The organism is Sulfurimonas sp. (genome assembly GCF_050296975.1).
GTDB lineage: Bacteria > Campylobacterota > Campylobacteria > Campylobacterales > Sulfurimonadaceae > Sulfurimonas.
On sequence record NZ_JBNKRX010000018.1, the window covers coordinates 17,315 to 43,897 of the forward strand.

The 26,583-nt window shown below is 34.4% G+C and carries 27 protein-coding genes; 10 read left to right on the forward strand and 17 right to left on the reverse strand.

The features are described from left to right. Nucleotides 1–9: 9 nt before the first annotated feature. Complete coding sequence (gene panC, locus ACQY56_RS05010; protein ID WP_428738338.1) at nt 10–831, forward strand: pantoate--beta-alanine ligase; 822 nt, start codon at nt 10–12, stop codon at nt 829–831. Here panC and ACQY56_RS05015 read toward each other — a convergent pair. The 4 genes from ACQY56_RS05015 to flgB are packed head-to-tail and all read right to left on the reverse strand — an operon-like array spanning nt 808 to nt 3,850. Beyond that, nucleotides 808–2,568, reverse strand: coding sequence for a peptidoglycan D,D-transpeptidase FtsI family protein (locus ACQY56_RS05015; RefSeq protein WP_428738337.1), 1,761 nt, complete (start codon nt 2,566–2,568; stop codon nt 808–810). The genes panC and ACQY56_RS05015 overlap by 24 nt on opposite strands. 18 nt (nt 2,569–2,586) lie before the next feature. Beyond that, the gene (fliE, locus tag ACQY56_RS05020) at nt 2,587–2,892 is read right to left on the reverse strand and encodes a flagellar hook-basal body complex protein FliE (protein ID WP_428738336.1); all 306 of its coding nucleotides are present in this window, start codon (nt 2,890–2,892) and stop codon (nt 2,587–2,589) included. A gap of 20 nt (nt 2,893–2,912) precedes the next feature. Then, complete coding sequence (gene flgC, locus ACQY56_RS05025) at nt 2,913–3,407, reverse strand: flagellar basal body rod protein FlgC (RefSeq protein WP_428738335.1); 495 nt, start codon at nt 3,405–3,407, stop codon at nt 2,913–2,915. 11 nt (nt 3,408–3,418) lie between these two features. Continuing rightward, nucleotides 3,419–3,850, reverse strand: coding sequence for a flagellar basal body rod protein FlgB (gene flgB, locus ACQY56_RS05030; RefSeq protein WP_428738334.1), 432 nt, complete (start codon nt 3,848–3,850; stop codon nt 3,419–3,421). A 197-nt stretch (nt 3,851–4,047) separates the two neighbouring features. Between flgB and ACQY56_RS05035 the strand changes: the two genes are divergently transcribed. From ACQY56_RS05035 to ACQY56_RS05045, 3 genes are all read left to right on the forward strand, one after another. Then, on the forward strand, nt 4,048–4,569 hold the full coding sequence (locus ACQY56_RS05035; RefSeq protein ID WP_428738333.1) for a type II secretion system protein: 522 nt from the start codon (nt 4,048–4,050) through the stop codon (nt 4,567–4,569). A 103-nt stretch (nt 4,570–4,672) separates the two neighbouring features. Continuing rightward, nucleotides 4,673–5,179, forward strand: a complete 507-nt coding sequence (locus ACQY56_RS05040) for a type II secretion system protein (protein WP_428738332.1) — start codon at nt 4,673–4,675, stop codon at nt 5,177–5,179. Between the two features lie 3 nt (nt 5,180–5,182). Further along, entirely contained in the window at nt 5,183–7,024 is a 1,842-nt protein-coding gene (locus ACQY56_RS05045; RefSeq protein WP_428738331.1) for a primosomal protein N', read from the forward strand. A gap of 107 nt (nt 7,025–7,131) precedes the next feature. On the opposite strand, the gene ACQY56_RS05050 is transcribed toward ACQY56_RS05045, so the two are convergent. Both ACQY56_RS05050 and ACQY56_RS05055 read right to left on the reverse strand, forming a co-directional pair. Then, nucleotides 7,132–7,689: an NUDIX hydrolase gene (locus tag ACQY56_RS05050; RefSeq protein ID WP_428738330.1), complete on the reverse strand. Its 558-nt coding sequence runs from the start codon at nt 7,687–7,689 to the stop codon at nt 7,132–7,134. Next, the gene (locus tag ACQY56_RS05055) at nt 7,682–8,881 is read right to left on the reverse strand and encodes a peptidoglycan DD-metalloendopeptidase family protein (RefSeq protein ID WP_428738329.1); all 1,200 of its coding nucleotides are present in this window, start codon (nt 8,879–8,881) and stop codon (nt 7,682–7,684) included. The genes ACQY56_RS05050 and ACQY56_RS05055 overlap by 8 nt, the downstream gene beginning before the upstream one ends. Before the next feature lie 126 nt (nt 8,882–9,007). On the opposite strand from ACQY56_RS05055, the gene ACQY56_RS05060 reads away from it, so the two are divergent. From ACQY56_RS05060 to ACQY56_RS05070, 3 genes are read left to right on the forward strand one after another with little or no spacing between them, the layout of a single operon-like run. After that, nucleotides 9,008–9,814, forward strand: coding sequence for a plasminogen-binding N-terminal domain-containing protein (locus tag ACQY56_RS05060; protein WP_428738328.1), 807 nt, complete (start codon nt 9,008–9,010; stop codon nt 9,812–9,814). Further along, nucleotides 9,815–11,200 (forward strand): FAD-linked oxidase C-terminal domain-containing protein, encoded by a 1,386-nt coding sequence (locus tag ACQY56_RS05065; protein WP_428738327.1) that lies wholly within the window; start codon nt 9,815–9,817, stop codon nt 11,198–11,200. A 1-nt stretch (nt 11,201) separates the two neighbouring features. Beyond that, nucleotides 11,202–12,065: a YihY family inner membrane protein gene (locus ACQY56_RS05070; RefSeq protein WP_428738326.1), complete on the forward strand. Its 864-nt coding sequence runs from the start codon at nt 11,202–11,204 to the stop codon at nt 12,063–12,065. On the opposite strand, the gene ACQY56_RS05075 is transcribed toward ACQY56_RS05070, so the two are convergent. Together ACQY56_RS05075 and ACQY56_RS05080 are read right to left on the reverse strand one after the other, a co-directional pair. Further along, nucleotides 11,967–13,253, reverse strand: a complete 1,287-nt coding sequence (locus ACQY56_RS05075) for a ComEC/Rec2 family competence protein (RefSeq protein ID WP_428738325.1) — start codon at nt 13,251–13,253, stop codon at nt 11,967–11,969. The two genes, ACQY56_RS05070 and ACQY56_RS05075, sit on opposite strands and share 99 nt — an antisense overlap. Nucleotides 13,254–13,256: 3 nt before the next feature. Then, nucleotides 13,257–14,711 carry a replicative DNA helicase gene (locus ACQY56_RS05080; RefSeq protein ID WP_428738324.1) on the reverse strand — a complete coding sequence of 485 codons (1,455 nt, stop codon included), beginning with the start codon at nt 14,709–14,711 and terminating at the stop codon, nt 13,257–13,259. 120 nt (nt 14,712–14,831) lie between these two features. Between ACQY56_RS05080 and ACQY56_RS05085 the strand changes: the two genes are divergently transcribed. The 3 genes from ACQY56_RS05085 to ACQY56_RS05095 are packed head-to-tail and all read left to right on the forward strand — an operon-like array spanning nt 14,832 to nt 18,366. Further along, nucleotides 14,832–15,914: an outer membrane beta-barrel protein gene (locus ACQY56_RS05085; protein WP_428738323.1), complete on the forward strand. Its 1,083-nt coding sequence runs from the start codon at nt 14,832–14,834 to the stop codon at nt 15,912–15,914. After that, nucleotides 15,914–16,327 carry a hypothetical protein gene (locus ACQY56_RS05090; RefSeq protein WP_428738322.1) on the forward strand — a complete coding sequence of 138 codons (414 nt, stop codon included), beginning with the start codon at nt 15,914–15,916 and terminating at the stop codon, nt 16,325–16,327. Before ACQY56_RS05085 ends, ACQY56_RS05090 begins: the two co-directional genes overlap by 1 nt. After that, nucleotides 16,324–18,366 (forward strand): ATP-binding protein, encoded by a 2,043-nt coding sequence (locus ACQY56_RS05095; protein WP_428738321.1) that lies wholly within the window; start codon nt 16,324–16,326, stop codon nt 18,364–18,366. Before ACQY56_RS05090 ends, ACQY56_RS05095 begins: the two co-directional genes overlap by 4 nt. On the opposite strand, the gene ACQY56_RS05100 is transcribed toward ACQY56_RS05095, so the two are convergent. The 9 genes from ACQY56_RS05100 to ispG form a co-directional block, all read right to left on the reverse strand. After that, nucleotides 18,345–19,010: a response regulator transcription factor gene (locus tag ACQY56_RS05100; RefSeq protein ID WP_428738320.1), complete on the reverse strand. Its 666-nt coding sequence runs from the start codon at nt 19,008–19,010 to the stop codon at nt 18,345–18,347. The two genes, ACQY56_RS05095 and ACQY56_RS05100, sit on opposite strands and share 22 nt — an antisense overlap. A 6-nt stretch (nt 19,011–19,016) precedes the next feature. Next, nucleotides 19,017–20,759, reverse strand: coding sequence for a protein-disulfide reductase DsbD (gene dsbD, locus ACQY56_RS05105; protein ID WP_428738319.1), 1,743 nt, complete (start codon nt 20,757–20,759; stop codon nt 19,017–19,019). 15 nt (nt 20,760–20,774) lie between these two features. After that, nucleotides 20,775–21,695 carry an FAD:protein FMN transferase gene (locus ACQY56_RS05110; protein WP_428738318.1) on the reverse strand — a complete coding sequence of 307 codons (921 nt, stop codon included), beginning with the start codon at nt 21,693–21,695 and terminating at the stop codon, nt 20,775–20,777. Next, a complete protein-coding gene (locus tag ACQY56_RS05115; RefSeq protein WP_428738317.1) occupies nt 21,695–22,804 on the reverse strand; it encodes a DUF3570 domain-containing protein in 1,110 nt (369 codons plus the stop codon). Before ACQY56_RS05115 ends, ACQY56_RS05110 begins: the two co-directional genes overlap by 1 nt. Continuing rightward, nucleotides 22,795–23,016, reverse strand: a complete 222-nt coding sequence (locus ACQY56_RS05120; RefSeq protein WP_428738316.1) for a DUF4266 domain-containing protein — start codon at nt 23,014–23,016, stop codon at nt 22,795–22,797. The genes ACQY56_RS05115 and ACQY56_RS05120 overlap by 10 nt, the downstream gene beginning before the upstream one ends. A 2-nt stretch (nt 23,017–23,018) precedes the next feature. Further along, complete coding sequence (locus ACQY56_RS05125; RefSeq protein ID WP_428738315.1) at nt 23,019–23,513, reverse strand: TlpA disulfide reductase family protein; 495 nt, start codon at nt 23,511–23,513, stop codon at nt 23,019–23,021. A gap of 10 nt (nt 23,514–23,523) precedes the next feature. Beyond that, entirely contained in the window at nt 23,524–24,105 is a 582-nt protein-coding gene (locus ACQY56_RS05130) for a hypothetical protein (protein WP_428738314.1), read from the reverse strand. Between the two features lie 14 nt (nt 24,106–24,119). Then, on the reverse strand, nt 24,120–25,379 hold the full coding sequence (locus ACQY56_RS05135; protein ID WP_428738313.1) for a hypothetical protein: 1,260 nt from the start codon (nt 25,377–25,379) through the stop codon (nt 24,120–24,122). Between the two features lie 79 nt (nt 25,380–25,458). After that, the gene (gene ispG, locus ACQY56_RS05140; RefSeq protein WP_428738312.1) at nt 25,459–26,517 is read right to left on the reverse strand and encodes a flavodoxin-dependent (E)-4-hydroxy-3-methylbut-2-enyl-diphosphate synthase; all 1,059 of its coding nucleotides are present in this window, start codon (nt 26,515–26,517) and stop codon (nt 25,459–25,461) included. Nucleotides 26,518–26,583: the final 66 nt, after the last annotated feature.

Below are 26,583 nucleotides of genomic sequence, written 5' to 3' on the forward strand. Positions count from 1 at the left end.
AATTTTTACATGAAAATTATTCACGAGCCACAAGAGTTACAAAGATATCTAAAAGAGCAAAATAAAACTATAGGATATGTACCAACGATGGGTGCTTTACACGAAGGGCATATCGAACTTATAAAAAATGCTCGTAAAAACAATGAACTTGTAGTTGTCTCAATCTTTGTAAATCCAACACAGTTTTTAAAAGGGGAAGATTTAGATAACTATCCCCGTCGTGATGAAGCAGATAAAAAGATATGTGAACTCGCAGGTGTTGATGTGATCTTTTTCCCAACAAAAGAGAATATCTATTTTGAAGACGAAGTAAAAATTGAAGCTCCAGAAGTAAGAGGTTATGTTTTAGAAGGTGCTACACGTCCTGGGCATTTTTCTGGAGTTTTACGTATAGTGATGAAACTTTTAAATATCGTAAAACCTACACGCGCTTATTTTGGGAAAAAAGATGCACAGCAACTCAACCTCATTCAACTCATGGTAAAACACTACTATATGGATATTGAAATTATCCCTATCAATACAGTTAGAGAAGCTGATGGTTTAGCACGAAGCAGTAGAAATGTTTATCTCAGTGTTGATGAGCGAAAAGAGGCACTGAAAATCTCTGCATCACTCTATGCAGCTTCTAAAATGATCTCTAAAAAAGAGTTTGATGTTCAAACGATTAAAGATGAGATGTTGAAAATTTTAACACCATTAAAAATTGGTTATGTAGAGGTTGTTAATCGTGAGTTTGAACCTATAAATACAGTTGAGGTGGGTAATACTATTATTTTAGTTGAAGCAGTTGTTGGTAAAACAAGATTACTCGATAATATCTGGCTGTAGATATCCATCTTCAACCATAATATCGATCGCTTTTTTAAACACTGGCACTGCGGTTTGTGCAGCAAATTGACTTTTTTTAGGTTGTACAACTACAACACCCATAGTATATTTATGGGTCTTGTCATTTACAAAACCTATAAAAGAGGTATTGTATTTATTGACATACCGCCCATCTTCAACAATATGAGCAGTCCCTGTTTTTCCACCAACTTCTAAACCTGGAGTAATTGTTTTTACACCTGTACCTTTATTTACTGTTTTGATAAGGATACGTTTCATCCTTTGAGCTGTTGTGCTTGTAATAGCTGGTACACTTTTTTCATAAGGTAGAAGTGTTTCTTGGTTGTATTCATTTATAAAAGAGTGTAAAAGTTTTGGATATACCATTCGCCCATTGTTGTTAAAAGCTGAATAGGCACGTAATAGTTGCATAAGATTTGCTTGTAGTCCATAACCATAAGCTGATGTAGCTTTATATATCTGATTTTCCAAACGTTTTACACTTGGGATTGAACCTGCTTTTTCATAGATAAGGTCAGGTGTAGAGCGTTTTGCAAAACCAAACTTTTTAAGCCCTTCATAAAATTCGTACCCAGAGAGTTTTTGTGCTAGTTGTGCAATACCCACATTTGATGAGTGGACAATCACATCTTCAGCACTCAACCAATCAAACTTATGTTCATCTCTAATCATTTTTCTCCCTATTTTAAAACGACCATTGTGTCCATTTACAAGATCGTAGGGATTGACAAGTTTTTTTTCTAAAAGCAATGAAAAGGTAATGGGTTTGAGAACACTTCCAGGCTCAAAGCTATACTCTATCATCCCACTGTTTAATGAGGGATAGTCACTTTTTTTGATCTCTTTTGGAAGATAACGGTTTGAACTAGCCATTGTCAAAACATCACCTTTTGTAGAATCCATAAGCGCAAACATCACTTGTTTCGCATCAAGTTCTACTTTCATTTGATCTAACATTTTTTCAATTTTTATCTGCAAGGCAACAGGAATAGTGATCTTAATATCTAACCCATTGATTTGAGGTTTTGTAAAACTTTTTTTATTTAATATGATATAACTATTGACATCACGTTTACCACGTGAATACCCATCTTGTCTGGCTGAAAGTTCATCATCAAAACGTTTTTCCAAACCTTTGACACCTTTAACAAAAGTGTATCCATCCTCTTCAAGTTTATGAGGGTAGCCGATGATAGGGGTCAATAAATTTCCATAGTTATACTCTCTACTCTCACCACTTTCAATTATATTAAGCCCATGTACAGAGAGCAAACCAGTTCTAGGGTTTTTTAGCGCTAAAAAAACATTGAGGCGTCTTAACTCTGCTGAGAGCTTTTTTAAATAGTGTGCTTGAATTTGGGGAATGTTATAACTCAAGACCACTACACCTTTATGTGCATTTATCTTTTTCGTAATCTCTTTTTTATTTATTCCAGAGTAGATAGAAAAAAGTTCCACAAAAAGATCTTTTTTTTGTGGATCAATATAGCGAGTATTTACAACAGCTTTAAAAAGTTTTTTGGTCGTTGCTATATGAAAACCATCAGCACTAATGATACTTCCACGAGATGCTTTTGAAGTATCGGCTGTATATTTGGAAGGTAGATGTCTAGGGTCTAGTACTGTAAAAAGCATTACAGAAAGAAAAACTAAAAAACCTATAAATACGATGACATATAAAAGGAGAATTTTTTTGCTTTTGTTGCGATTAACCATTTAGAGTGTGAGTTAGGACTAGAGTTGCGTTCTGCTGATCTCTTTATAAGCATTAAGTGCTTTATTTCTGATCTCTAGCATTAGTTTCATACTTGTTTCCGCTTTGCCGATTGCCATAGCTGCTTGATGAAGGTCTTTTACTTGTCCTGTCGCTAAATCTGCAATAGCATTTTCTTTATCTTCTTGCAGAGCATTTGTTTCATTGATAGCAGATTTGAGTTCTTTAGCAAAGTCAACACCACTATTTTTTGAAGTTGTTTTGGTGTTATTATTTAATAAGTCTGCAGTAGAAAGACCAGAGATATTATTGATATTGTCACTCATAATTTACAACTTCCTTTCTTTTACTGCAATAGTGAGATAGCATTATTAGCCATAGTTTTTGCACTTTCAAACGCTGCAACATTTGCCTGATAAGAGCGTGTCGCTTCAACTAGATCGGCCATCTCTATCACAGGATTAATGTTTGGATAGGCTACATACCCAGAAGCATCTGCATCTGGGTGGTTTGGCTCATATTTTAGTTGCGGCTGTGAATCATCACGCGATATCTTATCAACTATTACACTCATTATAGCAGGATTTACCTTTTTTCCAAAATCACCTTCATCTAAAGGGTCTGAATACGATGCACTTTGTGTCTGCTCATTTAAAGCTTCGTTATAATAATCATTAAAATCAATAGCTTTAAAAACAACCTCTTTACGACGATACGCTCCGCCCTCATCAGTACGAGTTGTTTGGGCATTGGCGATATTTGATGAGATAACATTGACACGGACACGTTGCGCAGATAACCCATATCCACTTATATCAAAGCTATTTAAAAAGTTACTCATAATTATCTACCTTAACTTAGTTTTTGCGATGCTTCAATCACAGAGCTGAAAATTGCTTTATCTTTTTTATGTGCTTGGATAAGTGCATTGAACATAATGGAGTTTTTACTCATCTCTGTTGTTTCTACATCTATATCTACACTATTGCCATCATTTCTAGCCATATGCCCATCTCTAAAATAAAGTGTTGGTTTTGTTGTAGCACTTTGTTTTTCTGAAGTAAGATGTTTGGCATCTGTTGTAGCCATTATTAGTTGATTACTATCTTGATTATAGAGTTCAGCTTTTTTTGATGCAAGTGCACTTTCAAAGCTTATATCTCTTGGTTTATAAAAAGGTGTATCGGCATTTGCAATATTTGAAGCGATCATATCTTGACGAGCTGCACGGTAATCAAGCGCAGCTTTGACAAGTGAATCAGCTTTTGATATCTCTATACTCATTTATATACACCTTATTGCGAATTGATTTATAGTAAGCAAATTATATTCCAAAATAAAAAAATATGATAGTTTCTTAAAAAAAGTGATAAATTTCATAGAGAAAGGAATACTTTAAGCATAGTTTAATAGATATGGTTCCATAATGATAATTAAGATTACAAGAGTAATCCAAATTTCTTAACTTAAAAGGAGTTCTTATGAAAAGAGCTGGTTTTACAATGATCGAATTGATCTTCGTTATCGTTATCTTAGGTATCCTTTCAGCGGTTGCTTTACCAAAATTTGTTGGTGTTTCTGAGCAGGCTAATGTTGGAAAAGGAAAAGCATTTATAGGTACTTTAAATCGTACTACTGCGGCTGCACTTTGGTCTGACTCTATTGCAAATGGCTATAGTGGAGGGGTTGTCTCAGTAGGTGGTTCATCGGGTACAGGTGTATCCCAAGCTGATATGGAAGCACAAATTGATTTTCCAGATATCGGGGAAAGTACAGATAAATTAACAGCATTTAGTTTAGCAAATTGTGGAGCAGCAACTACTAGTGACACGATAGATGGTATTACTGTAGGCAATCCAGATACTACAGGTAATGCAAACGTAAGTACTTTTACGATAGGTACAACTCAGTATGGGATAAGATGTTCTGATGGTGATATGACTAGAGCGCCTCGTTTTTGGTTAATTGATGTTACTAATGGTAATAATTTATTAGCAAAATAATTTTTCCTCGTTCCCAAGCTCCCGCTTGGGAATGCATATATGTTAAAATAATAATCTTCAAATTATTCTCGAATAGTTTTAAAATTATTATTTAAGGTTTTTTATGAAACTTTCCCGCGCTTTTACTGTTATAGAACTTATATTTGTTATCGTTGTTCTTGGTATTCTCTCAGCGATTGCACTACCAAAATTTGCAAACACTGGTACACAAGCTAGAGTGACAAGTGGAAAAGCAGATGTTTCTGCAATCCGTTCTGCGATTATGAGTGAAAGACAAAAAGGGATTATCAAAGGTCAGTCTAGCTTCATTGGGGTTGGTACAGGAACAGATGGTGATGGGAATAAAGAGCTTGATAATGGTGGCTTATTTGGTGGTGTGTTAACTTATGCAAAACAAGATTCAACAGGTGTAGGGCAATGGCATAAAACAGGATCAACAGGAACTACAAGTACATATACGTTTAATGTTGATGGGGCAACTACAGTTTCTTTTACATATTATGAAGTTGCTACGACTGTTGGTGCAACAACATATAATGCAGGGACTTTTACCTGTAATCCAGCAGCTGCTGGTGATGCAGGAAAATATTGTAAACAAATGATTTACTAAAATTTGAACTACTACACAGTTTCTCTTTTAGGCTCTATATTAGAGCCACTTACTTACTCTTTCTCAGAAAAAATCCCATTATTTACTAAAGTTAAAGTTACACTTAACAATAAAGAGCTATATGGTGTAGTTCTTGAAGCAGTTGATGCTCAAGAATTTAAAACTTTAGAGATTTTAGAAATAACACAAGAGTTTTTCTCAAAAAAACAGTATGAGTTAGCGAGTTTTATCGCTAGTTATTATATTTGTTCACTTGGAGAAGCGTTTGGTTTGATGTTGCCTTTTTCTTCTGCTGACACATCTACACATGAGTTTGCTGAAATTAACTCAAAAATTATCCTCTCAGAAAAACAAACAAAAGCACTCGATTTTTTACAACAACATAAAGTTGCTTTACTATTTGGCGATACGGGCAGTGGAAAAACTGAGATATATATGAAATATTTTGAAAAGGTTTTAGCACAAAAAAAACGTATACTTTTTCTTATGCCTGAAATTTCTCTTACACCTCAAATGGCTCATCGACTGCAAGAGCATTTTGGTAATGCATTTATAATGTGGCACTCAAAACTAACCCCTAAACAAAAAAAAGAGACTTTAGAAAAAGTGTATGATGGGAGTGCGAAGATCATAGCAGGAGCAAGGTCAAGTCTTTTTTTACCTATAAAAGATTTAGGTTTAATCGTTGTAGATGAGGAGCATGATGATAGTTATAAATCCTCCTCACGACCACGCTATAATGCACGTGATTTAGCGGTTTATATGGGGCAACTTTACGATGTGAGCGTTGTGCTTGGAAGTGCGACGCCTTCACTTACATCGTATGTGAAATTTCCACACATAAGACTTAAAGGTGGGCATTTTAACTCTACAAAAGAGTTTATCTATGAAGCAAAAGAGGAGAGTTTAACACCACTCATTTTTCATCATCTAAAAAATACCCTTTTTCAAAAAAAACAATCAATCGTTTTTTTGCCAACACGGGCAAATTTTAAATACTTAGTGTGCAAAGATTGTGGTACGACACATCAATGTCCATATTGTAGTGTTGGGATGAGCATACACCAAAAATCAAATGCTATTAAATGTCACTATTGTAATTATATGGAGCCGATTCCAAAAATCTGCTCAAAATGTGGGAGTGATGATCTTTCAAGCTCACGTCTAGGAACGGCAGAAGCTTTAAAAGAGATACAAGAACAGATAGAAGATGTAAGAGTGGAGCAGTTTGACCGAGATACAATTACCACTGCAAACAAGTTAAAAAAAGCACTGAAGCGTTTTAATGATAAAGAGGTAGATATCTTAGTTGGTACACAAATGCTCTCAAAAGGGCATGATTATCACGATGTAGAACTCGCAGTTGTACTTGGGATGGACAATATGTTGAGTATTCCAGATTATCGCTCCCGTGAGAAGGCACTAGCTTCACTTATACAAATAGCTGGAAGAAGTGGACGTGCAAGTGATGCAAAAGTTTTGGTACAAACTTTTAATGAAGAGTTTTTTAAAGCATATATAGAAAACTATGAAGAGTTTTTAGAGTTTGAGAAGCTCTTTCGAGAAGGATTATATCCACCCTATAAAAAACTGTGTCGTATACTTTTTGCCGATAAAAATGGACTCAAAGCACAAGAAAAAATGCGTGAGATGGAAGAGAAACTAAGAGTTTTTGAAAACATAGAAGTAGTCGGTGCAAAAAAATGTGCAATTGAAAAAGTTGCTAACAAATACCGCTTTGAGATACTACTTCGATCAGATAAAGCGGTTGATTTGATCAAAGCGATACGTATGTGTAAAAACACTATGGCGGAGATCGATATGGACCCCATAGATTTTTCATAACTATTTGCTACATCAAAAGGTAAAAGTTTTGCAGAGGTTCTAGGCGTGAATGAGGAAGCATATTGTAATATGTGACGAATGAACAACGACGAAAATCTGTGAAAATTTTATCTTTTATTATCGAACCACCAATAAAATGCCATCATCATCCCTGGTGTCTTTTGAAAACTCTCATCAAACATAAACTTTTTTGCTTCGCTTGTTTTGAGGTAAATGACTTCTATCTCTTCATCGTGAATACCACCACCATCACTGACGTGCATATCTTCATCAATTTCTCCATAAAAAAAAGATTGTTTTGCACCAGTAGTGCCAACTGAGGTAAAAAAGCTTGTTAAATAGTGTAAATTTTGCACAGGGATATCGTAGCCACACTCCTCTAAGACTTCCTCTTTTGCAATTTGTGCTAAAGAGATATCTTTATCTATGATTCCAGCACATAGCTCATACATATACCCATCCTCTTGCATATGCAGTACTGCAGGACGAAGTTGTTTTACGAGTATAAAACTATCTTTTTGTTTATGCCATAAAAGTATTGCAACAGAATCGTATGAGATAATTGCTTCCCATTTTTTCTCTTGATTGTTTTGTGTGTAGATGAGTTCAACTGGTTGAATAAATTTTGGGTTTTCGAGTTGATTGACTTTTGTAATTTTACTCATTCTCTTCATCCATCATATAGATGTAACACATATCTTCAAAACGCGGAGGTTTTACATAAGGAGTTTTATTTTCTAAATGTAAAGCGATAGTTTCGTCATAATTTTGTTTGAGTTGTAAAAATGCTTTTTTCTCTTTACCTTTAAGTTTTTTAGTTGTCACTTGCACAACTCTAAGTGGGTTGATGGCAACTCCACGTTTACGAAGTTCAAAATGCAAATGTGGACCAGTTGAGCGACCAGTTGTTCCTACATAACCGATGGTTTGTCCTTTTTTTACATGTTTGCCTCTATATATTCCACGGCGAAATGATTTGAGGTGAGCATAACGTGTTTCATATCCATCATTGTGCCTAATTTTAATAAGATTTCCATATGTTCCAAGTCGTGCTGCATAGATAATAGTACCACTTCCAGCAGCAACTACAGGTGTACCACTACGTGCAGCATAATCAACACCTAAATGCGCTTTCCATTTATGTAAAACTGGGTGCCATCTTCTTTTTGTAAAATAGGAAGATATTCTAGCCCCTCTTACAGGTCGAGCGAGTAAAAAACCCTCAACCTCATGTGCATTTTCATCATAATATCGCTCATCATCATTGAGATAGATATAGTGTTTTTTATTTCCCATCTCAATCATAGCTGCATCGAGTGTTGGCATAGAAAAAGGTTGTCCAAGACGATACTTTTGTGAATACACCATCACAAGTTCATCCCCTTTTCGTATGTCGTTTTTAAAATTGAGTGAGTGTTTAAAAGCAGCAACAAAAACACCAGCTACTTTTCTACTGCCTGTTTTTTTAAGTATTGCATAGTTTGGCGAAGAATCTATCTGTGTATATAAAACTTCTTTTTTCGTAGTACTAATGATAGGGATTGGCTCAAATTTATAATTGTCATTTTCTTTGTAGATATGGATTTGAAGTTCGTCATTTAAAGGGAGTAAAATTTGTAAGATATTGTTGTTATTATCTTTTAAAACTTGATAATGAACACCTGTTCTCATCTCTTCAGTGAGGCGTTGATCGTCTTTATCTAGATTGTAGTAAAGCCCACGTACTGGTAAGTTTAATTTTTCTAAAAATACCAGGTAAGTTTCTCCATTTAACCAGCGATGACGCTCTACATGTGCAGCCATCAGTGAGCTTGATATAAATAGAGTAAGTAAAAAGAGTATGAAAAATCGTACCATAAATATAAAACCTGAAATAAAATTCTAATAAATAATTGTGTGAGATTAGCAAATTTTGGCTTAGTCTGAGGTTTATTTGATATAATCTCAGAGATATTATATAGAAGTCTAATAAAGAGAAGAAAAATGAGATATATATTTTTAACAATTTTAATTCAGTTTAATTTATTTGCAGGATTAGTGGGTGCTAAAATAGTCTCCCTTGATCTAGAAAATGAGAGTGCAAAAATCGATATAGAGAAGATAGATGTGGGGATGAGTTGTTATGTAGTGCATCATATAACCCCAGAACATAGTGCTATTTTAAAGAGTTGTGTAGTTGAGAGTTTTGATGCTGCTACAAAAACAGCAGTGGTAAAAATGAGTGAGTTTGATTTACTAAAAAACAATGCACTTCCAAGTGGAAAATGGGAAGTCATAGTTGGTGATAGTGTAGAGTTGGCATTTGGTTATACACGCTCACTTTTAATCGCTCCAAGTGAAGAGATATTTTATCAGATTTCAAAATCTATAAAAACACAGTGGATACATCCAGATACATTTGCAACATTACTTTCAATTCATGGACATCCAACACCATTACAAGAAGACTTTAGTAATCTCTCTTCTGCATCAAGTGCTGGACTTGTTTTTATCTATTTGGACAAGAAACTTTATACTGTAGATATGAAAAGTTTTAAAATTTTAGCTATTAGTGATGCCCCATTAACACAAGATAGTGTGAAACTTCCTTTTTATTCAAGAGTAGAAAAAATTGAAACTTCTTGGTTTATTTTTGGTGAGGGGAGTGATGAGATGCAGAGTTATGAGCCTCATTATTACGAGTTATTAGTTGAAAACAATAAAAACAATAAAACGCTTTACGAGATTGTTAGAAAAAGTACAAATGAAGAGGTACACTCTTTGATAAATGAGTTTGAGATTGGAGAATAGATGTTAGATACAAAACATATTGTACATTTTAACTCTATAGTTGGTGAGGATAATGTATATAGCGATAAGGCACATCTGATTGCGTATTCATACGATGCTACACGTGAGCATTTTGAGCCTGATGCAGTGATTTTTCCACGAAGTGAAGAGGATATCAGTGCAATTTTAAAGTATTGTAATGAGCATAAAATAGTGATTGTACCTCGTGGGGCTGGGAGTGGTTTTACTGGCGGTGCACTTCCTAGCAATGGTGGGATTGTACTTGCGATGGAAAAACATATGAACAAAATCCTAGAGATTGATATGAAAAACATGGTAGCCGTTGTACAACCTGGTGTAGTCAATATGGACTTACAACGCGCAGTTGAAGAGGTGGGACTTTTTTATCCACCAGACCCAGCAAGTCAAGACTACTCTACAATTGGTGGCAATGTGAGTGAAAATGCTGGTGGAATGCGTGCGGCAAAATATGGAATCACAAAAGATTATGTGATGGCAACTCGTGCAGTGCTTCCAAATGGAGATGTTATCAAAGCTGGAAAACGTACTATTAAAGATGTTGCAGGGTATAACATTAGTGGTATTTTGATTGCAAGTGAGGGGACGTTAGCAGTGCTCACTGAGATTACACTCAAACTTATCCCAAAACCAAAGATGACAAAAACGGCAATGGGGATTTTCTCAAGTGTAAATGATGCAATGAACGCGGTATATAAAACAATGGCGAGTGGCGTAACTCCAGTTGCTATGGAGTTCTTAGATAACTTAACAATTCGTGCAGTTGAGCAAACATTTCATAAAGGACTTCCAGTTGATGCAGGAGCACTTTTAGTAACAGATGTTGATGGAAATTTAGAGGATGATTTAAACTTCCAACTAGAGCAGATTGAGAAAGTATTTAAAGAAAATGGTTGTAGTGAGTTTAAAGTTGCAAAAGATGCAAAAGAAGCAGCTGATCTTTGGTTTGCACGTCGTAATGCTTCTCCAGCACTGAGTGTATATGGAAGTAAAAAACTTAACGAAGATGTAACAGTACCGCGTGCAGTATTACCAGAGCTACTTGAAAAATTTTATGCGATAGCTGAAAAGTACAACGTAAATATCCCATGTTTTGGACATACAGGCGATGGAAATGTACATACAAATGTTATGGTTGATGGAAAAGACCCAGAACAAGTGAAAATAGCATATCAAGCTATTGAAGAGGTTTTTCAAGCTACCGTTGATCTTGGTGGTACACTCTCAGGTGAGCATGGTATAGGTCTTGCCAAAGCACCATATATGTCGATGGCATTCACCCCTGAAGAGATGGCACTTTTTAAGTCTATCAAACAAGCATTTGACCCAAATAATATCTTAAACCCCGCAAAAATGGGGCTGAATTAAAATGAAATTGAAAGCTCAAGAACTCTATAAACAAGTAAAACTTTTTGTTTTATCGTTTGTAGATAAAGAGCTTACACTTTTTGCAGCGTCACTTAGTTTTTATACGATCTTTACGATTATCCCTTTACTTATCATTATGATGTCACTTTTAACATCATTACCTAGTTTTCAAGAGCATTATGAGTCTATCAAAACATTTATTTTTTCTAATCTTGTTCCAGTACAATCGGAGATGATTATAGAAAAAATTGATGGTTTTTTAGAGAACTCTGCAAAGATGGGGATTATGAGTTTAGCAGCTGTACTTGTGGCTTCACTGCTTTTTTTCAAAAACTTTGAATACATTGCAAATAGAATTTTTCATGCTAAATCACGTGGATTATGGGAGTCAATTACAACTTATTGGACAATGATGACACTCACCCCTATAGGACTTGGTATCTCGTTTTACATTACTGGAAAGATTGCAACTTTGATGGGGTCAAATGAACTTACATCAAGTTTAAATATCTTACCGCTTATTCCTTACATCATCATTTGGGGACTTTTCTTTTTAATTTTTCAAATAGGACCAAATGCCAAGGTTGATCCAAAAGCTTCGGCAGTTAGTTCATTTATAGTCTCTGTTATCTTTAGTTTTAGTAAAAATGGATTTATCTATTATGTATTTTTAAATAAGTCCTATACAACGATGTATGGTTCATTTGCAATCGTGATGTTTTTGTTTTTATGGATATATGTCTCTTGGATTATCTTTTTATATGGTTTAAAACTGTGCCAGATTATAGATACCATATATAAAAACAAAAAAAGCAAAGAGATTGAGGCTGTAAAAGAGGAAACGGTTAAAAATACTAGCGAATGAAAATGCTATAAACAGATATAAAATCCACATATTTAGATAGATCATTACACCATTTTCTCCAGAAGAAACTAAGCTTAGTAAAACACCATCTAAAACTCCTCCAACTCCTAAAATATGTAAAATAATCGATAATGGATAAAACAGAGTGAAGAGTGTTGTGAAGATGATTGAAGCTGGATGTAAACTTGAAAAGTTGCCAAATAAAGCAAGTGAATATGGAAGCATCATCAAATAGACAAAAATAGGTAAAAGTAAAAACTGCCACAATTTTCTCATATTTTGTGCATAGATAAAAAAGAGGAAGATGTAACCAACCCCAGATACGCTTAACCAAAAACCAATTGCAAAAAACAGACGTGGAAAAAGTGCTAAAATAAGCAAAACTGTAAGAAGCAAAGTTTGCATAGAGATGATTTTAATACCCCGATCATACAGAAAAAATCCTATAACTAACATCACAAAAGCACGTAAAAGTGAGGGTGGGGCATCTAAGAAAATAGTGTAGAGTAAGAGTGCAAGAGATATAATGATAAAACTATCTACTTTATAGCTTCTATATGGAAAAAAGTTATTGTGAAAATATCTGTAAGGATACTTTAGAAGAAAAAATAAAACGGCTGAGAGAATACCTAAGTGAAACCCACTAATAGCAATTAGGTGCATAATTCCTAAATTTGAGAAATTTTTTTGGAGTTCAAGTGGTAGAGGTTTTGCAAGGTAAAGAGCTTCATAAATGGCAGCTATTTTTTTGGTAGTGTGTTGTTTTTGGATAAGCTGTGAAAGCTTTTCTTTTAATGTTGGAGTGTTGTAGATTTGGAGAATTTTGCTATAGGCATAAAAACCTTTGAGATAATCGTAAAAGCTCACATTTCCAAGTTTACCTGTAAAAATTTCAAGCTCTAATGAGTGAACCTTTGGTAAATCTTTTTTTACAGTTGTGTAAAAAATAAAACCATCAGAGGATTTGAGTTTTAGCACTTGATAACTCTTTGTTTTTCCCGTTTTTGTGATTTTAGTTTTGTTATATTGTCTCAGAACTTGTGCATCTACGATTGCAGAGTCAAATTTTATAACTTGTTTGTAGTTAGAGTACTCATAAAGGAGTGAGAAAGTTAAAAGGGTCGTAAAAATGATTGCTAAAAAGAGCAAGTCTTTTTTTCTTTGAAAAAGCTCTACTCTCTCAATCATAACCTAGAGTGTTGGCATATCAATTGTATCGGGGATACCAACATCCATTTTTGCGGATTTTGTGTCGACATTTTCATAAACAATCTCTGTAGCTTGTGCAAATGTTGGAGCATCAACAAAGCGTGTGAGTTTTTTCTGAAATACTAGTTTTACATGACCAGTTGGACCATTTCTTTGTTTTCCAATAATGATCTCAGCATCCTCTTCCTCTTTTTCCACATAAGTTGGAATAAACTCTTTACCCTCAGCTTTTGCAGCTTTTTCACGCTCTTTTTCCTCTTTGTAAAGATACACATCGTCACGGTATACAAAAAGAATGATATCGGCATCTTGCTCAATAGAACCAGATTCACGAATATCACTGAGCATTGGGCGTTTATCGTTACGGCTTTCAAGTCCACGGTTAAGTTGTGAAAGTGCAACTATAGGAATACCAAGTTCACGCGCTAACATTTTTAGTCCACGTGAGATATCTGAAACTTGAAGGTGTCTATCTTGATTTCCAAGTCCTTGCATAATTTGCAAGTAATCAATCACAGCGAGTTCTATCTCTGGATGTTGAGCTTTTAGTTTTCGTAGTTTACTTCTTAATTGGTTGATATTTACACTACCAGTATCATCAACAAAAAGTTTTGCATTATTCATCTTGTCTATAGCACCGTTGAGTTGACTCCATTGCTCATCACTCATATCACCAACTCGCAGTTTTTGTAGTGGGATAGAAGTTTGGATAGAAAGAAGTCTGAGCATTAGTTGCTCAGCTGGCATCTCTAGTGAGAAAAAAGCGACTCCTTTTCCATGAACAATGAGGTTATTTACTGTATTTAAAATAAAAGATGTTTTTCCCATAGCTGGACGAGCAGCTACGATAACTAAGTCCCCTTTACCAAAACCAGTTGTCATTTTGTTGAGCTCTTTAAATCCAGTATCTACTCCAACTAAAACAGAATTTCCACGAGCTTTCATCTCTTTGATGTATTCCATCGTTGCAAAGGTCATGGTAGGGGAATCTAAAAAGTCGCTTGTTTGGTTGTTTTGTGTAATCTCATAAAGTTTTTTCTCAACAATATCAACAACATCAGCAGAGGGTAACTCCTCTTCAACTGTTACACGTTTGATCTCTGTTGTAAGTGTTAAAAGATGACGTTTAAGGGACTTGTCTTTAACTTCATCTACATATGCTTTTGTGTTAGAGATAGGGTTTGCTGCAAGAATTTCAAGCATAACCTGCTCATCAAATTTTTTCATTTTGATAAGCTCTTTTTTGATGAACTCTTCATCTATAGGGAGATCATTTTGAAAAAGTTTCATAATCGCTTTGAAGATATCTTGGTGTGCTGGAAGATAAAAGTCATCTACTTGAAGCATTACACTCAAATCATCAAACTGAGATGGTTCAAATACAATCGAACTAAGTATACTTCTTTCAAAAGCGAGGTTATAAAGATTATCTTGCAAAATTTCCCTTTTTTTGGTGCGTTTTTTGAAAAAATATTCTAACATATTTAACATAAAACTTTATGAAGAGGTTCTTCATAATTAGTGGTTATAATATATAAAAATTTTAAGGGTTTGTTTGTGAGATATATTATTTTACTCTTGATATCTTTATTTGTATTACATGCAGAAGATAATACTTATGAACTTGGTCAAGGGATGCAAATAGAAGAGTTGCCTCTATATGTGGGCGGATATACCTCTATACAATATAAAGAAGACCGACAAAGTGAAACTTTTTCACTTGATGATGTAGCTCTAATGCTCTATGGAGGTGTTGGAGAATTTTCTTATATGACTGAAGTGGAGTATAAAGATCTTTATGTAAAAAAATCGAGTGAATTTGAAGATGTTCAAAATAGTGATAGAAATCTTTATATTGAAAGACTTTATCTTGATTATACAAATGGGGAAAATTATACGCTTCGTGTAGGAAAGTATAATTCCCCTATAGGGTATTGGAACATGCTTCCTATTAATGTACTTCGAGAAACCACTTCAAACCCTAAAACAACTGATATACTTTACCCACAATTTACAACAGGTGTAGGAGTTTCATATAGTTCATACCAAGATGCAGAGATCAAATATGATCTTATGCTACAAAGTAATCGTGATTTAGATGATAAATATAATAGTTATGAAATTGATCGCCATTTTGGGGCTGGAATCACTTATAAAAAGAATGATTTTTCGATAAAACTCAATGGTGGTTATTTTCGTCAAACTGAGCAAAAACTTCAAGAGAGTGATCGCTATTATCTACTCACAGGTTTTAAATATGAGATCAATAAACTTTCACTGATGGGTGAAATAGGGACTCAAAAATCAGATACACGCTATACTACACCATATGCCTTTTATCTCCAAACATCGTATACGATAACTCCTAAACATAGCCTAAACTTTCGTTTAGAAGGCTACGAAGATAAAATTATGCAAAGTTCAGATGCTCATGAGGAGCAGTATGAAGATGAAGAGAATGAAGATGAAGAAGATGATGACAACTATAATGACGCAGACTCCATAACCAAAAAAGATATTATAGGTGTTTTTGGTTATACCTATAGACCATCATACCCAATAGCTTTTAAAATAGAGTATCAGCTACATAAAGAGAGTGTAGATAATCAATTTTTAACTTCATTTTCGGTGTTGTTTTAATGAAGTATTTCATTGGTTTATTATTTTCTGCGACTATACTTTTTGGAGGCGATTATGTAATAATTGTCAACAATAGTATGAAAGATTTAACAAATTCAGAGATTAGAGCTATTTTTTTAAAAAAAATTATCTATATAGGCGACACAAAAATAGTGCCAATCAATTTAGAAGCTGGAGACCCTATTCGGATAAACTTTCAAGAACATTTTTTACATATGAATTTTAGACAACTTAAAACATACTGGATGAAACAGCACTATCTTGGGCATCGCCCTCCAATTAGTATGAAATCTCAAGAGAGCATAAAAACTTTTGTTCATAAAGTTAATGGTGCTATAGGTTACATAGATGCAAAAAATGTTGATAGTAGTGTTCGAGTTGTCTATAGATGGAGTGATGGGTACAAATTATGAGTTTAAATTTTTTAAATAAATATCTACGAAGCAAACTGTTAGTGATGTTTATTGCTATTGGGGTAGTTCCTTTTGTAACTTTACTGATTTATATCATACATTTAAGTCAAACAAAGATGGTTGATAAACTTGTAGTTGAACAGTTTGAAAAGACGCGTTTAGTTGCGAAGTTTATAGACAATCGTCTGACATCACTCTCAAATGAAGTAAAATTTTTAAGTGCTCTTGATGTGATGGATGATCTTTTAGTAGAAGATATGGATAAAAGAGTTTCAAGACTGCTTACACAAAAAGCAAATGATTTAAAAAATACAGTAGTAGCTTTTTGTGTCAATCCAAAAGGGCAAATTGTAGCATCCTCAAGTACAAAGAGATTACAAAAAGAATATAAAACAAAAAATTTTCATGGAACTTTTGGCAGTTATATAAGAGAAAAAAAACTCTATATTTATAATCAAATTTTTGCCTCTTTTGATAAAAAACAATCTTTAGGTTACTTAGTTTTTGAATACAATTTAGATGACCTAGATAACTATCTACTCCATAGTAGCCATACGCATGCATATATCATTAACAAAGATTCAAATGAGAAGATTGGCGATGATTTTTTACTAAATGCTAGTTTCATAGAGTCTCAAAAAAGTATTATAGATTCACAACATATTATTGTTTATACAAGTTTAACAAATGTTTTGAAAGATTGGTATATTGTGTATGCAGTTGATAAATCAATAGCTTTAGAGTTTTTATTTGATTTTATCCGTTTTATGCTTTATATATCGGGCTTTATCGCTCTGATAATTATCTATGCATCTTTCAAATTTTCAAAAGATGTTGTTAAACCGATCCAAACACTTACGAAAACTGCACAAGAGATTACACAAACACAAAACTATGCAACACAAGTTGAGATTGATTCAGAGGATGAACTCTCTATTTTGACATCTTCATTTAATGATATGTTGCAAACCACTTCTGATGCTTTAGAAAAACTTGAAGAGGAAAATCAACTTCGTCTAAAACGTTTCATTCAACTCATAGAGGTATTTAATACTATTATTCAAACAAAAGATGAACAAGAGTGTATCAATATCGCAACCCAGCAGATCAAGATTTTGACAGATAGAGAAGCTTTTTATTTTCAAACAGATAAGAAACTCAAACTTAATGAGGAGTATATTAAACTCTATGTAACCAATTTTGAAGAGTATAAAAAAGTCTATTTTGGTTCGATTGAACTTGGGATTAAAAGTTTTAGAGATGAAAATGAGAAAAAGTTTTATGACTCCATCGGAACTATGATTACTTTGCAACTTGATCGAATTCGTTTGATAGATAGAACTATGGAAGCTTCACGTGCAAAATCTACATTTATATCAAGTATGTCACATGAACTGCGCACACCACTCAACTCCATTATAGGATTTTCACAGTATATGATTACTTGTGAAGAGCTTAATGATGAGCAACAAGATGTGATGGCAAATGTAGAATCATCAGCACAGTATCTTTTGGGGATGATTAACGATATTTTAGATATTGCAAAAATTGAAGCTGGAAAAATGGAAGTGAAGTTTCAAGATGTTGATTTGGTAGCTATTTTAGAAGGTATTTATAATATGCTTATGCCATTAGCAAGTGAAAAAGAGTTAGGTTTTCTTTTTGATTATAAAAATTTTACTTTACAAAACTATAAAACTGATCCAAAACTTTTTCAACAAGTTGTTGTAAATCTTATCTCAAATGCTATAAAATTTACACAACAAGGTGTTATTGAGATAAGTTTATACAATGATGAACAGAAGGTATATGTAAAAATAAAAGATACAGGTATAGGAATCTCTAAAGAGGATAGCGATAAACTTTTTAATGATTTTTCTCAACTTGATAATCCTTTACAAAAAAATCATCAAGGTACTGGATTGGGACTTTCAATTAGTAAAAAAATGGCGAAACTTTTAAAAGGTGATGTTGTGCTTTCAAGCCAAGGGGAAGGTAGAGGAAGTGAGGCAGTATTTTACTGCTCTTTGAGAGTATAACCCACACCTCTTACAGTTTGGATCACATTATAATCCCCTAACTTTTTACGGATGTTTTTTATATGAACATCAACCAAATTACTTCCACTCATAGAAGCAAAATCTTTCATGATATGATCGCTAAGCTGATAACGGGTAAGTACTACATTTGGATTTTGGATAAAAAGTTCTAAAAGATCATATTCCGCTTTTGTGAGTTTAAGAAGTTCACCTTTTAAAAATATCTCATGTGTAATGGTATTGAGTTCTAAAATGTCAAAATTGATAACGGAGGTTTTATTACTCATCTCTCTTCGAGAAATTGCGCGGATACGTGCAAGAAGTTCAACACTTGAGTAAGGTTTGGTGATATAATCATCACTTCCTGCATCAAGTGCAGCTACTTTTGCTTCTATATCATCTTCGCTCGTTATCATAATAACAGATGTCTGCAAATCAAGGGAACGTAACTCTTTTAATAAATCATAGCCACTCCCATCACCCAAATTCCAATCAAGTAAAATTATGGAAAAGAGATTCTCTTGTAAAATTTCATCTGCCTCTTTATAACTACGTGCTATTTGCACATCATACGCATGGGAATGGAGAGTTTTATATAAAAAATCAGCACTATTTTTATCATCTTCAACTATTAAAATTCTCATATAGTATTATACTCCATTTGCAAGGATTGAGAGAAACTCTTGGGGTGGTTTATACCCTATAATTTTTTGTTGCTGGATAACTTGACTCTTCTCATCTACAAAAATAACAGCAGGGGGTCCAAATACACCATACTTTTTTGCAAGAGCTTTTGTTTGATCGGAATTGTCAGTGAGGTCAGCACGTACAAGTACATAGTTGTTTTTAAGTGTATTGATTACTTGCTTGTCCTCAAATGTAATCTCATCATACTCTTTACATGCTGTGCACCATTTTGCAGAGAAATCAAGCATGATTTTTTTCCCTTTGTTTTGATCGAGTACACTGTCGAGTTGATTTATAGAAGAGACAACTTGAAAGTTGAGTTTTTCACTTGGTGTATTTTGAGATGTTGCACCTTGAGTGAAGTTTTTAAAAGGGTGCAACATATCTGTAGAACCGCTAAAAAGACCAACAAAAAGACTTAAACCAAAAACTAAAGAGATTACACCTAAACCTTTTGTAAAAGCATTCCAACTTTTTTTCTCTCCAAGAGGCTCAAACACTCCCATATAGATAGCAGAAATGACAAATAGAGTTGCCCAAAGTGCCATAGTGACATTTGCAGGAGCGATTTTTTCAAGTATCCAAATAGCAATCCCAAGCATAAATACACCAAAGATTTTTGAAACAGTATTCATCCATTCACCAGGACGTGGCATAAATTTTCCAGTTCCAAGTCCTATAAGTAAAAGAGGCATACCCATCCCTAAACTCATCACAAAAAGTGCGAGTCCGCCAAAAAGGGCATTACCAGTTTGACCTATGTAGATAAGTGTTCCAGCAAGTGGTGGCGCTACACACGGACCAACGATAAGTGCAGATAAAAATCCCATGATTCCAACACCGATAAACCCACCTTTATTTGAAGCACTATCGGAAGCTTTAGAGATTTTACTTTGCAGTGATGCTGGTAGACCAATCTCGTAAAAACCAAACATAGAAAGTGCTAATGCTACAAAAATAAGCGCAAAACCGCTCACTACATAAGGGTTTTGCATCGCAGCTTGAAGGTTTTGTCCAAAAAGTCCAGCTAAAACACCAGCGATTGTATAAGCACTTGCCATCGCTAAAACATATACAAGAGAGAGCATAAACCCTTTTTTAGCAGTCATCCCCTCTTTTTGAGAGACAATGATTGAAGATAAAATCGGAATCATTGGAAAGATACAAGGTGTCATAGACAACAAGAGACCAAAACCAAAAAATGTTGCAAGTACAACGAGCATACTTTTGTTCTCAAAGCTAGATGAGATCATATCTGTATCTGTTTGTTGGACAGGTTTTGTAGCACCTAAAATTGTTGTATCGATACTGAGAGGATATTTTTTAAAGATGGGCTCATAACAAAGACCTTTATTTGAGCACCCTTGAAATGAGAGTATTACAGTAAAATTTTCATTTTTTAAAGCACTCTCTTTTTTGCCTATAAGGGCACTAAACGTTACATCATTTTCATATACTTCTTGATTATGAGATGTTTTTGTAGCTTGAGGAAGCACTAACTCTTTGATAAAAAGTGAATCTGTATCTTGGAGTTTCACTTTAATTTTTTGTTTGTAAAGCTCAATATCTTGTGCTAGTTTTATATCGATAACTACTTTATCTTGTTCAAGATGTGCAGAGGGTTTAAACACCTCATCTGGCATCAAAAAATCAGCACTTCCAAAAAGAGTGGAAAGTAAAATAAATAAACTGAGTAGAGTTTTCATAATTTGCTCCTTGCGTTAAAATGGATAGATATCTATATTTTTGATATCTAAGTTTTGTAAATTTTTCATATAAATCTCTTTTTCTTTTGAGATTGCAATAATGGCTATATTAAACTTTTGTGCAATGCTTTGTAGGTGCTCAGGTTTGGAGTTAAATGCTATAGTTGAAACACCATCAAGCAAAGTAGCATCTACGCCGTTTTGTATCAAAGTTATGCTGCTATAAAAATGGTTTTGTTTTGCACTTTTATTGTCCAAAATATGATGATGCTCTTTTGAACCTATAAAGCGTTCATAATCACCACTTGTTGAGATTGACAAAGGTGTTTTTGAGCTATGAATCACGCCGATATTTCCTTTTTCAAAAGGATTTTTGATAGCAATGGTATAGTTTTTTCCAAAAGTTACTATCTCTCCACCAGCAGAGACGAGCCCTTTAGTAGCACCTTTACGGAGTAAAAACTCTACCACTTTATCGGCGATATACCCTTTACCGATGCCACCAAGGTCAAGTTGCATCCCCTTGTCCTCTAAAAACACTTTGTCATTATCAATTTTGAGTTTTTTATAATTCACAAGTTTTTTGACCTCGTAAATCTCTTGCTCATTTGGTATTTTTGAATGATCTGTACCAAAACCGTATAAACCTTGTGTGAGTACACCTATAGTTGGATCAAACAATCCATCAGAAGTCTCTGCAATATCCAAAGCTTTTTCAAATATCTCTCTGTCTTCATCACTTAGAGGGATAGCCTGTACACCAGAGTAGTGGTTTATAAGTGAAACTAAGGAGTTACTTTTATATGCTGAGTATTTCTCCTCAAATTGTTTCACTAAGTTAAGTGCTTCAAAAAGTATTTTTTTTGAAACATTGGCTTCGATGATAAGTTGTGTACTCATAACTTTGGCTTTGAGCCCGTTTTCAAAAAATGACATCAGTAATCAAACTCGTATGTTAAAGTAGTATAGACGGCTCTTAAAGCATCAACACCGTACCAATTTTTGATGTAATCATTATTCGTTGTTTGGTAGTAGTCTATACTTGCTGTTAATTTTCCACTTTCTGTTTTATAGATAAATGGGATACCTACATCAAATGAATCAAAAGCACTCATTCTATAATCAATTGCATAGTATTTATCTGTTGGGGTATAACTATCAAGCTCTTTTACAAAGTTTGATTTTGTTTGTGTGTAATATCTCAGTCGTATCCCAGATGTAAAATCCTTAGAAAAATCATGTAACTCCTCGATATTCACAGTATGGGAAGCGATATCCCAATCATCAAAATAGTATCTATATGAAAAGTTCATAGCATTATCTTTATTTAAAAGATACACACCTTTAAGTGCTACTGCATGACCTGTTCTATTTTCAGGGTAATACTCAAACTTAGCAATATCATCTTGTAATACATAATGATATGGCGAAGATAAAAACCCTTTTGAGTACATAAATGAATATACACCTTGTAAAGAGAACCCTGGAGTTATAAGTTGGTTGATTGAGAGATCAACTTTACTCTCTTGTCTTTTATCATCTGGTAATGCACGATTAAAGATAGGCTTCCACTTATCAAATGATTGTGAAACTCCTATACCAAGAGCTGTATTTTGTTCATTGAGTTGTTTTACATAATTGACAAATACAGATTTTCCAGAGTAATCTACCTCCTCGGAGATATAACCACCAAAACTAATCATATCATCGCCATTTTCATATGTAGCCATGAGTGTTGGAGCATAACGGATATCATCAGCTACACTCTCAGAAGCAGAAGCTCCAGTTACCACATCTACATGATCCGCACTACTTCCATTTGAAATACTTGCAGCCGTAATTGCATCTATTCTCATTTTAAAACCGAGCATCCAGTGAGATGAAACTTTTTTAAACAGTGATAGAGTGGGAGAATATACTTGAACATCACCATTATCTATATAAGTGTTTACACCCAAGCTCATTGAATCTTTGAGGTTTGAAGCAAAAAGGTTAGCTTTTAGTAGCAATAGTGATAAAACAAAAACTATATATTTTATCTGCATCCACAACCCCCTTGAAATGAACTCTCACCACCAGCACTTGCTTCACGTATAAGGAAAATATGCCCCTCTTGCTCTGAGCGTTCACCTACTGGTGAGAGACTCATCTTATCTTGCGCAAAATACTCTTTTTCATACGGCATAACGAGTGCCAATTTATCTGAACAAGCAGAAAAAAACACTATATACAAGCCAAAAAATACCACTTTATACATAACTATTTTCCTAACAGTTTTTCTAACTTTTCTTCTAGTTTTTCTAAATCACTTTCATTTAAACTACCAGCAAAAACCTCTAAGATATTTCCATCTTTATCAACTAAAAATGATGAGGGCATCCCAGGGCATCTATACGCTTTTGCCATCGATTTTTCTACATCATACAAAGCAGTTAGTGTTTTTGATTTATCCACATCTGCTAAAAAATCTATACCATTTTGTTGTTCCGTATCTATATTGATAAGTACAATTTCAAAATTCTTTTTACTAAACTTTTTTTGCAACTTCACAAAAAGAGGCATCTCCTCTTGACATCCTGTACACCAACTTGCCCAAATATTCACTAACGTTACTTTCCCATGAAAGTTTGTATTTGAGAGTTTTTGATCTGCTTTATAAAGATTTGGCAATGTAAATCCGACCTCTTTATCTCCTACATTTGGCATAGCACACAGTGCAACGGATGTGAGTAGCATCATTAGTAATTTTTTCATTTTTATCTCCTTAGTTACAAAGATTTACGTTTGCTTGAACGTAAATAGGGGATTGAATCCCATTGTTTGAATGACATGCGTTACATACGAGTCTATTGTTTAAATCATCTGGGTTGTTTATGTCATAATCAGCTGATGTATAAAGGTGTGAAGCACTCTGTGATACTGCCATAACAGTGCCATTTTCATCCGTAATTTGGACATAATAACTCCCAGAAGCAATACGCGGTAGCATTCTTTGCAAAACAAATAAATTTCCTTTTGCTTTATACCCTTTAGAATCTGATACCTCATAATCAGTAGAAGAGTAGATAGTATTAAAACTAGAATCTAAAAAGTTAATCACAAACTTTCCTCCACATACATTTGTTAAATCATCTTGATTGGAAACACTCTCATTTTTATAAAGTGTCCCGCCAAAAAGAAGATGTTTATCATCCCCTAAATCTATGTTGTGACAAGCTAAACAATCGCGTCCTTGAAAATGCCAACCTTGTTCTGCCGTAGCACTTGTATTTGTTCCCTCTTCACCACATCCGCTAAATGTTAAAAACATCGTTATAAGTGTGAAGAGTAAAGCTATATATTTCATATGTTCATACCCTTTTAATTGTTTAGTGCACCTTGAGATATCCAGTCTCGAATGGTTGTGTACTGTGTTGAAGTTGTGCTATAGACTCGACCGCCACCATGAGAAACTTGCGCAGAAGCTTTTTGTAAAAGCGATGAAGCAGTTGCACTTGATGTATTTACAAAAGGTGTTACTCCAGCGTAAGGTGTGGATGAACGAGTAATTGAGAAATTTCCAGAACTTCCATGACATCCTGAACAACTACTTTGTAATAGTGGCAATACATCACTTGCAAAAGAGATTTGTGTTGAGGTAGTTGTTGTAGTTGGCGTAGTCGTTGTTGTCGATGAAGAAGTACTAGTACTATTGCTTGTATCTAAAGCACCAGCATCAATCCAATCACGAATAGTTATATAATCTGCTGATGTAGTCGCGAGTACTGTACCTCCAGCATGACCTACAGTTCCAGAAGCTTTTTGTAAAAGGGATGAAGCAGTTGCGTTTGTTGTATCAACAAAAGGGAGTACACCAGCATACGGAGTAGATGAATTTGTAATGGAAAAGTTACCAGAGTTTCCATGACACCCTGCACATTTTGCTTGTAAAATTGGTAAAACATCTGTAGTAAATGTACCTGTAGTTGTTGTCGAAGTGGTTGAGTTTGTATCAGTGGTTGTAGTCGTCGTGGTTGTTGTTGAAGCTAAACTAGCATAATAATCATATGAGACAATTCTTCCTGGTGCACTGCTGATTCCTGATTGTGTATGACAGCTATTACAATTAAAACGCGTAGCATCATGAGAATATTCTAAAGATTTGTTTACAACATTGCCATTAGAATCAATTACCGCTGCTGTATATTTGTCAACACCTGCATTTATCCACCCTTTATAAACATTACCAGTACCACGAGCAGTTGAGTATGTTATAGTTTGCCCATTATTTAAAAGAAGTTTTATTTTATAATTAGCGGCTGCATGGGAACCATCTTTATTGGCTGCATTTAGAGTGTAAAAAATAGTACCGCCAGAAGCAAAAGATTCTTCACCGTTAGTATGACAATTTCCACACGCGATACCTTGATTATGTGTGGAGTATCTTAAATTGGTAGTTGTAGTATCTCCTGATGTTGTTGAACTACTAGTGTTAGATGAATTATCATTACTATCGTCATCATGATCACTATCATAATCATGGCTAGAACTTTCAGAATCTCCTGAACTGCTAGTACTTGGATTACAACCTGTAAACATAAGTGAATTTATAAGTAAGAATAATAAAAGATAAGCTCTCATAAAGAACTCCTTGTAAAAGTTTTTCTTATGTAACTTTAAAAGGAGTTGATGAAGATATTATGAAGATTTATAATTTTTTTTAATTTTTTGCAGACATTTTTTCAATCTCATCGACAAATCTATCGACAAGTTCTTTTTCATCAAGATTGGCAACAACTTCGCCTTTAACCATAACAAGACCTTTACCTTTACCATAAGCGATCGCTACATCAGCATGTGCAGCTTCCCCTATAGCATTTACAACACAGCCCATTACACTAACATTTAAAGGTGTTTTAATGTGCGCTGTACGTTTTTCTATCTCAGCAACAGCACTTACAAGATCAGCTTCAATACGTCCACATGTTGGACAGGAGATGATGTTAAGTCCATCAGGCAATGCACCACTATCTTTAAGGATTGCACGTCCAACTTTGATCTCCTCTTCAAGCTCACCAGTAATGGAGACACGTAAAGTGTCACCGATTCCATCAAGTAACAGTGCACCAAGTCCGATTGAACTTTTTACTGTCGCATGAAACAATGTTCCTGCTTCAGTTACACCTAAATGGAAAGGATAGTGGTTTTTAGGGCGTAACATTCTATATGCTTCTACTGTTCTTTGCACATCACTCGCTTTGAGAGAAACTTTAATATCATCAAATCCTAAATCTTCCAAATATTTGATATTATACTCAGCACTTGCTACCATCGCCTCGGCAGTTGCTCCATATTTGTTTGCAAACTCTTTTTCTAAACTTCCAGCATTTACACCGATACGAATAGGAAGATTACGTGTTTGACACGCTTTTACAACCTCAGCAACTTTTTGTTTGCTTCCAATATTACCAGGATTTATACGGATACAATCAACTACTTCCGCAGCGATAAGGGCTAGTTTATGGTTAAAGTGGATATCTGCAACAAGTGGAAGTGAGATTTGCTCTTTAATGCTTTTAAGGGCAAGTGCATCTTCCATATCAGGAACCGCAACACGAACAATGTCACACCCTGCAAAATGGAGACGATTTATTTGCTCAACTGTAGCTGTAACATTGTGTGTATCTGAGAATGTCATAGATTGCACAGAGATAGGTGCATCACCACCAACTGCTACATCACCTACATATATTTTTTTTGTTGGGTATCTAGTTATCATAAAAAGGATTTTAGCTTGTTTGATATAAAAGGGGGATTAATTTTTTTCTTCAGAATATAGCCCAAA

What these genes read in the sequence shown, in the direction of transcription:
- dsbD (WP_428738319.1), bottom strand. Translation starts at nt 20,759, where the DNA reads ATGAAAACTCTACTCAGTTTATTTATTTTACTTTCCACTCTTTTTGGA.
- ACQY56_RS05130 (WP_428738314.1), bottom strand. Translation starts at nt 24,105, where the DNA reads ATGAAATATATAGCTTTACTCTTCACACTTATAACGATGTTTTTAACA.
- ACQY56_RS05125 (WP_428738315.1), bottom strand. Translation starts at nt 23,513, where the DNA reads ATGAAAAAATTACTAATGATGCTACTCACATCCGTTGCACTGTGTGCT.
- ACQY56_RS05095 (WP_428738321.1), top strand. Translation starts at nt 16,324, where the DNA reads ATGAGTTTAAATTTTTTAAATAAATATCTACGAAGCAAACTGTTAGTG.
- ACQY56_RS05040 (WP_428738332.1), top strand. Translation starts at nt 4,673, where the DNA reads ATGAAACTTTCCCGCGCTTTTACTGTTATAGAACTTATATTTGTTATC.
- ACQY56_RS05035 (WP_428738333.1), top strand. Translation starts at nt 4,048, where the DNA reads ATGAAAAGAGCTGGTTTTACAATGATCGAATTGATCTTCGTTATCGTT.
- ACQY56_RS05050 (WP_428738330.1), bottom strand. Translation starts at nt 7,689, where the DNA reads ATGAGTAAAATTACAAAAGTCAATCAACTCGAAAACCCAAAATTTATT.
- ispG (WP_428738312.1), bottom strand. Translation starts at nt 26,517, where the DNA reads ATGATAACTAGATACCCAACAAAAAAAATATATGTAGGTGATGTAGCA.
- flgB (WP_428738334.1), bottom strand. Translation starts at nt 3,850, where the DNA reads ATGAGTATAGAGATATCAAAAGCTGATTCACTTGTCAAAGCTGCGCTT.
- ACQY56_RS05075 (WP_428738325.1), bottom strand. Translation starts at nt 13,253, where the DNA reads ATGATTGAGAGAGTAGAGCTTTTTCAAAGAAAAAAAGACTTGCTCTTT.
- panC (WP_428738338.1), top strand. Translation starts at nt 10, where the DNA reads ATGAAAATTATTCACGAGCCACAAGAGTTACAAAGATATCTAAAAGAG.
- ACQY56_RS05065 (WP_428738327.1), top strand. Translation starts at nt 9,815, where the DNA reads ATGTTAGATACAAAACATATTGTACATTTTAACTCTATAGTTGGTGAG.
- ACQY56_RS05055 (WP_428738329.1), bottom strand. Translation starts at nt 8,881, where the DNA reads ATGGTACGATTTTTCATACTCTTTTTACTTACTCTATTTATATCAAGC.
- ACQY56_RS05090 (WP_428738322.1), top strand. Translation starts at nt 15,914, where the DNA reads ATGAAGTATTTCATTGGTTTATTATTTTCTGCGACTATACTTTTTGGA.
- ACQY56_RS05135 (WP_428738313.1), bottom strand. Translation starts at nt 25,379, where the DNA reads ATGAGAGCTTATCTTTTATTATTCTTACTTATAAATTCACTTATGTTT.
- fliE (WP_428738336.1), bottom strand. Translation starts at nt 2,892, where the DNA reads ATGAGTGACAATATCAATAATATCTCTGGTCTTTCTACTGCAGACTTA.
- flgC (WP_428738335.1), bottom strand. Translation starts at nt 3,407, where the DNA reads ATGAGTAACTTTTTAAATAGCTTTGATATAAGTGGATATGGGTTATCT.
- ACQY56_RS05060 (WP_428738328.1), top strand. Translation starts at nt 9,008, where the DNA reads ATGAGATATATATTTTTAACAATTTTAATTCAGTTTAATTTATTTGCA.
- ACQY56_RS05100 (WP_428738320.1), bottom strand. Translation starts at nt 19,010, where the DNA reads ATGAGAATTTTAATAGTTGAAGATGATAAAAATAGTGCTGATTTTTTA.
- ACQY56_RS05120 (WP_428738316.1), bottom strand. Translation starts at nt 23,016, where the DNA reads ATGTATAAAGTGGTATTTTTTGGCTTGTATATAGTGTTTTTTTCTGCT.
- ACQY56_RS05015 (WP_428738337.1), bottom strand. Translation starts at nt 2,568, where the DNA reads ATGGTTAATCGCAACAAAAGCAAAAAAATTCTCCTTTTATATGTCATC.
- ACQY56_RS05115 (WP_428738317.1), bottom strand. Translation starts at nt 22,804, where the DNA reads ATGCAGATAAAATATATAGTTTTTGTTTTATCACTATTGCTACTAAAA.
- ACQY56_RS05110 (WP_428738318.1), bottom strand. Translation starts at nt 21,695, where the DNA reads ATGTCATTTTTTGAAAACGGGCTCAAAGCCAAAGTTATGAGTACACAA.
- ACQY56_RS05070 (WP_428738326.1), top strand. Translation starts at nt 11,202, where the DNA reads ATGAAATTGAAAGCTCAAGAACTCTATAAACAAGTAAAACTTTTTGTT.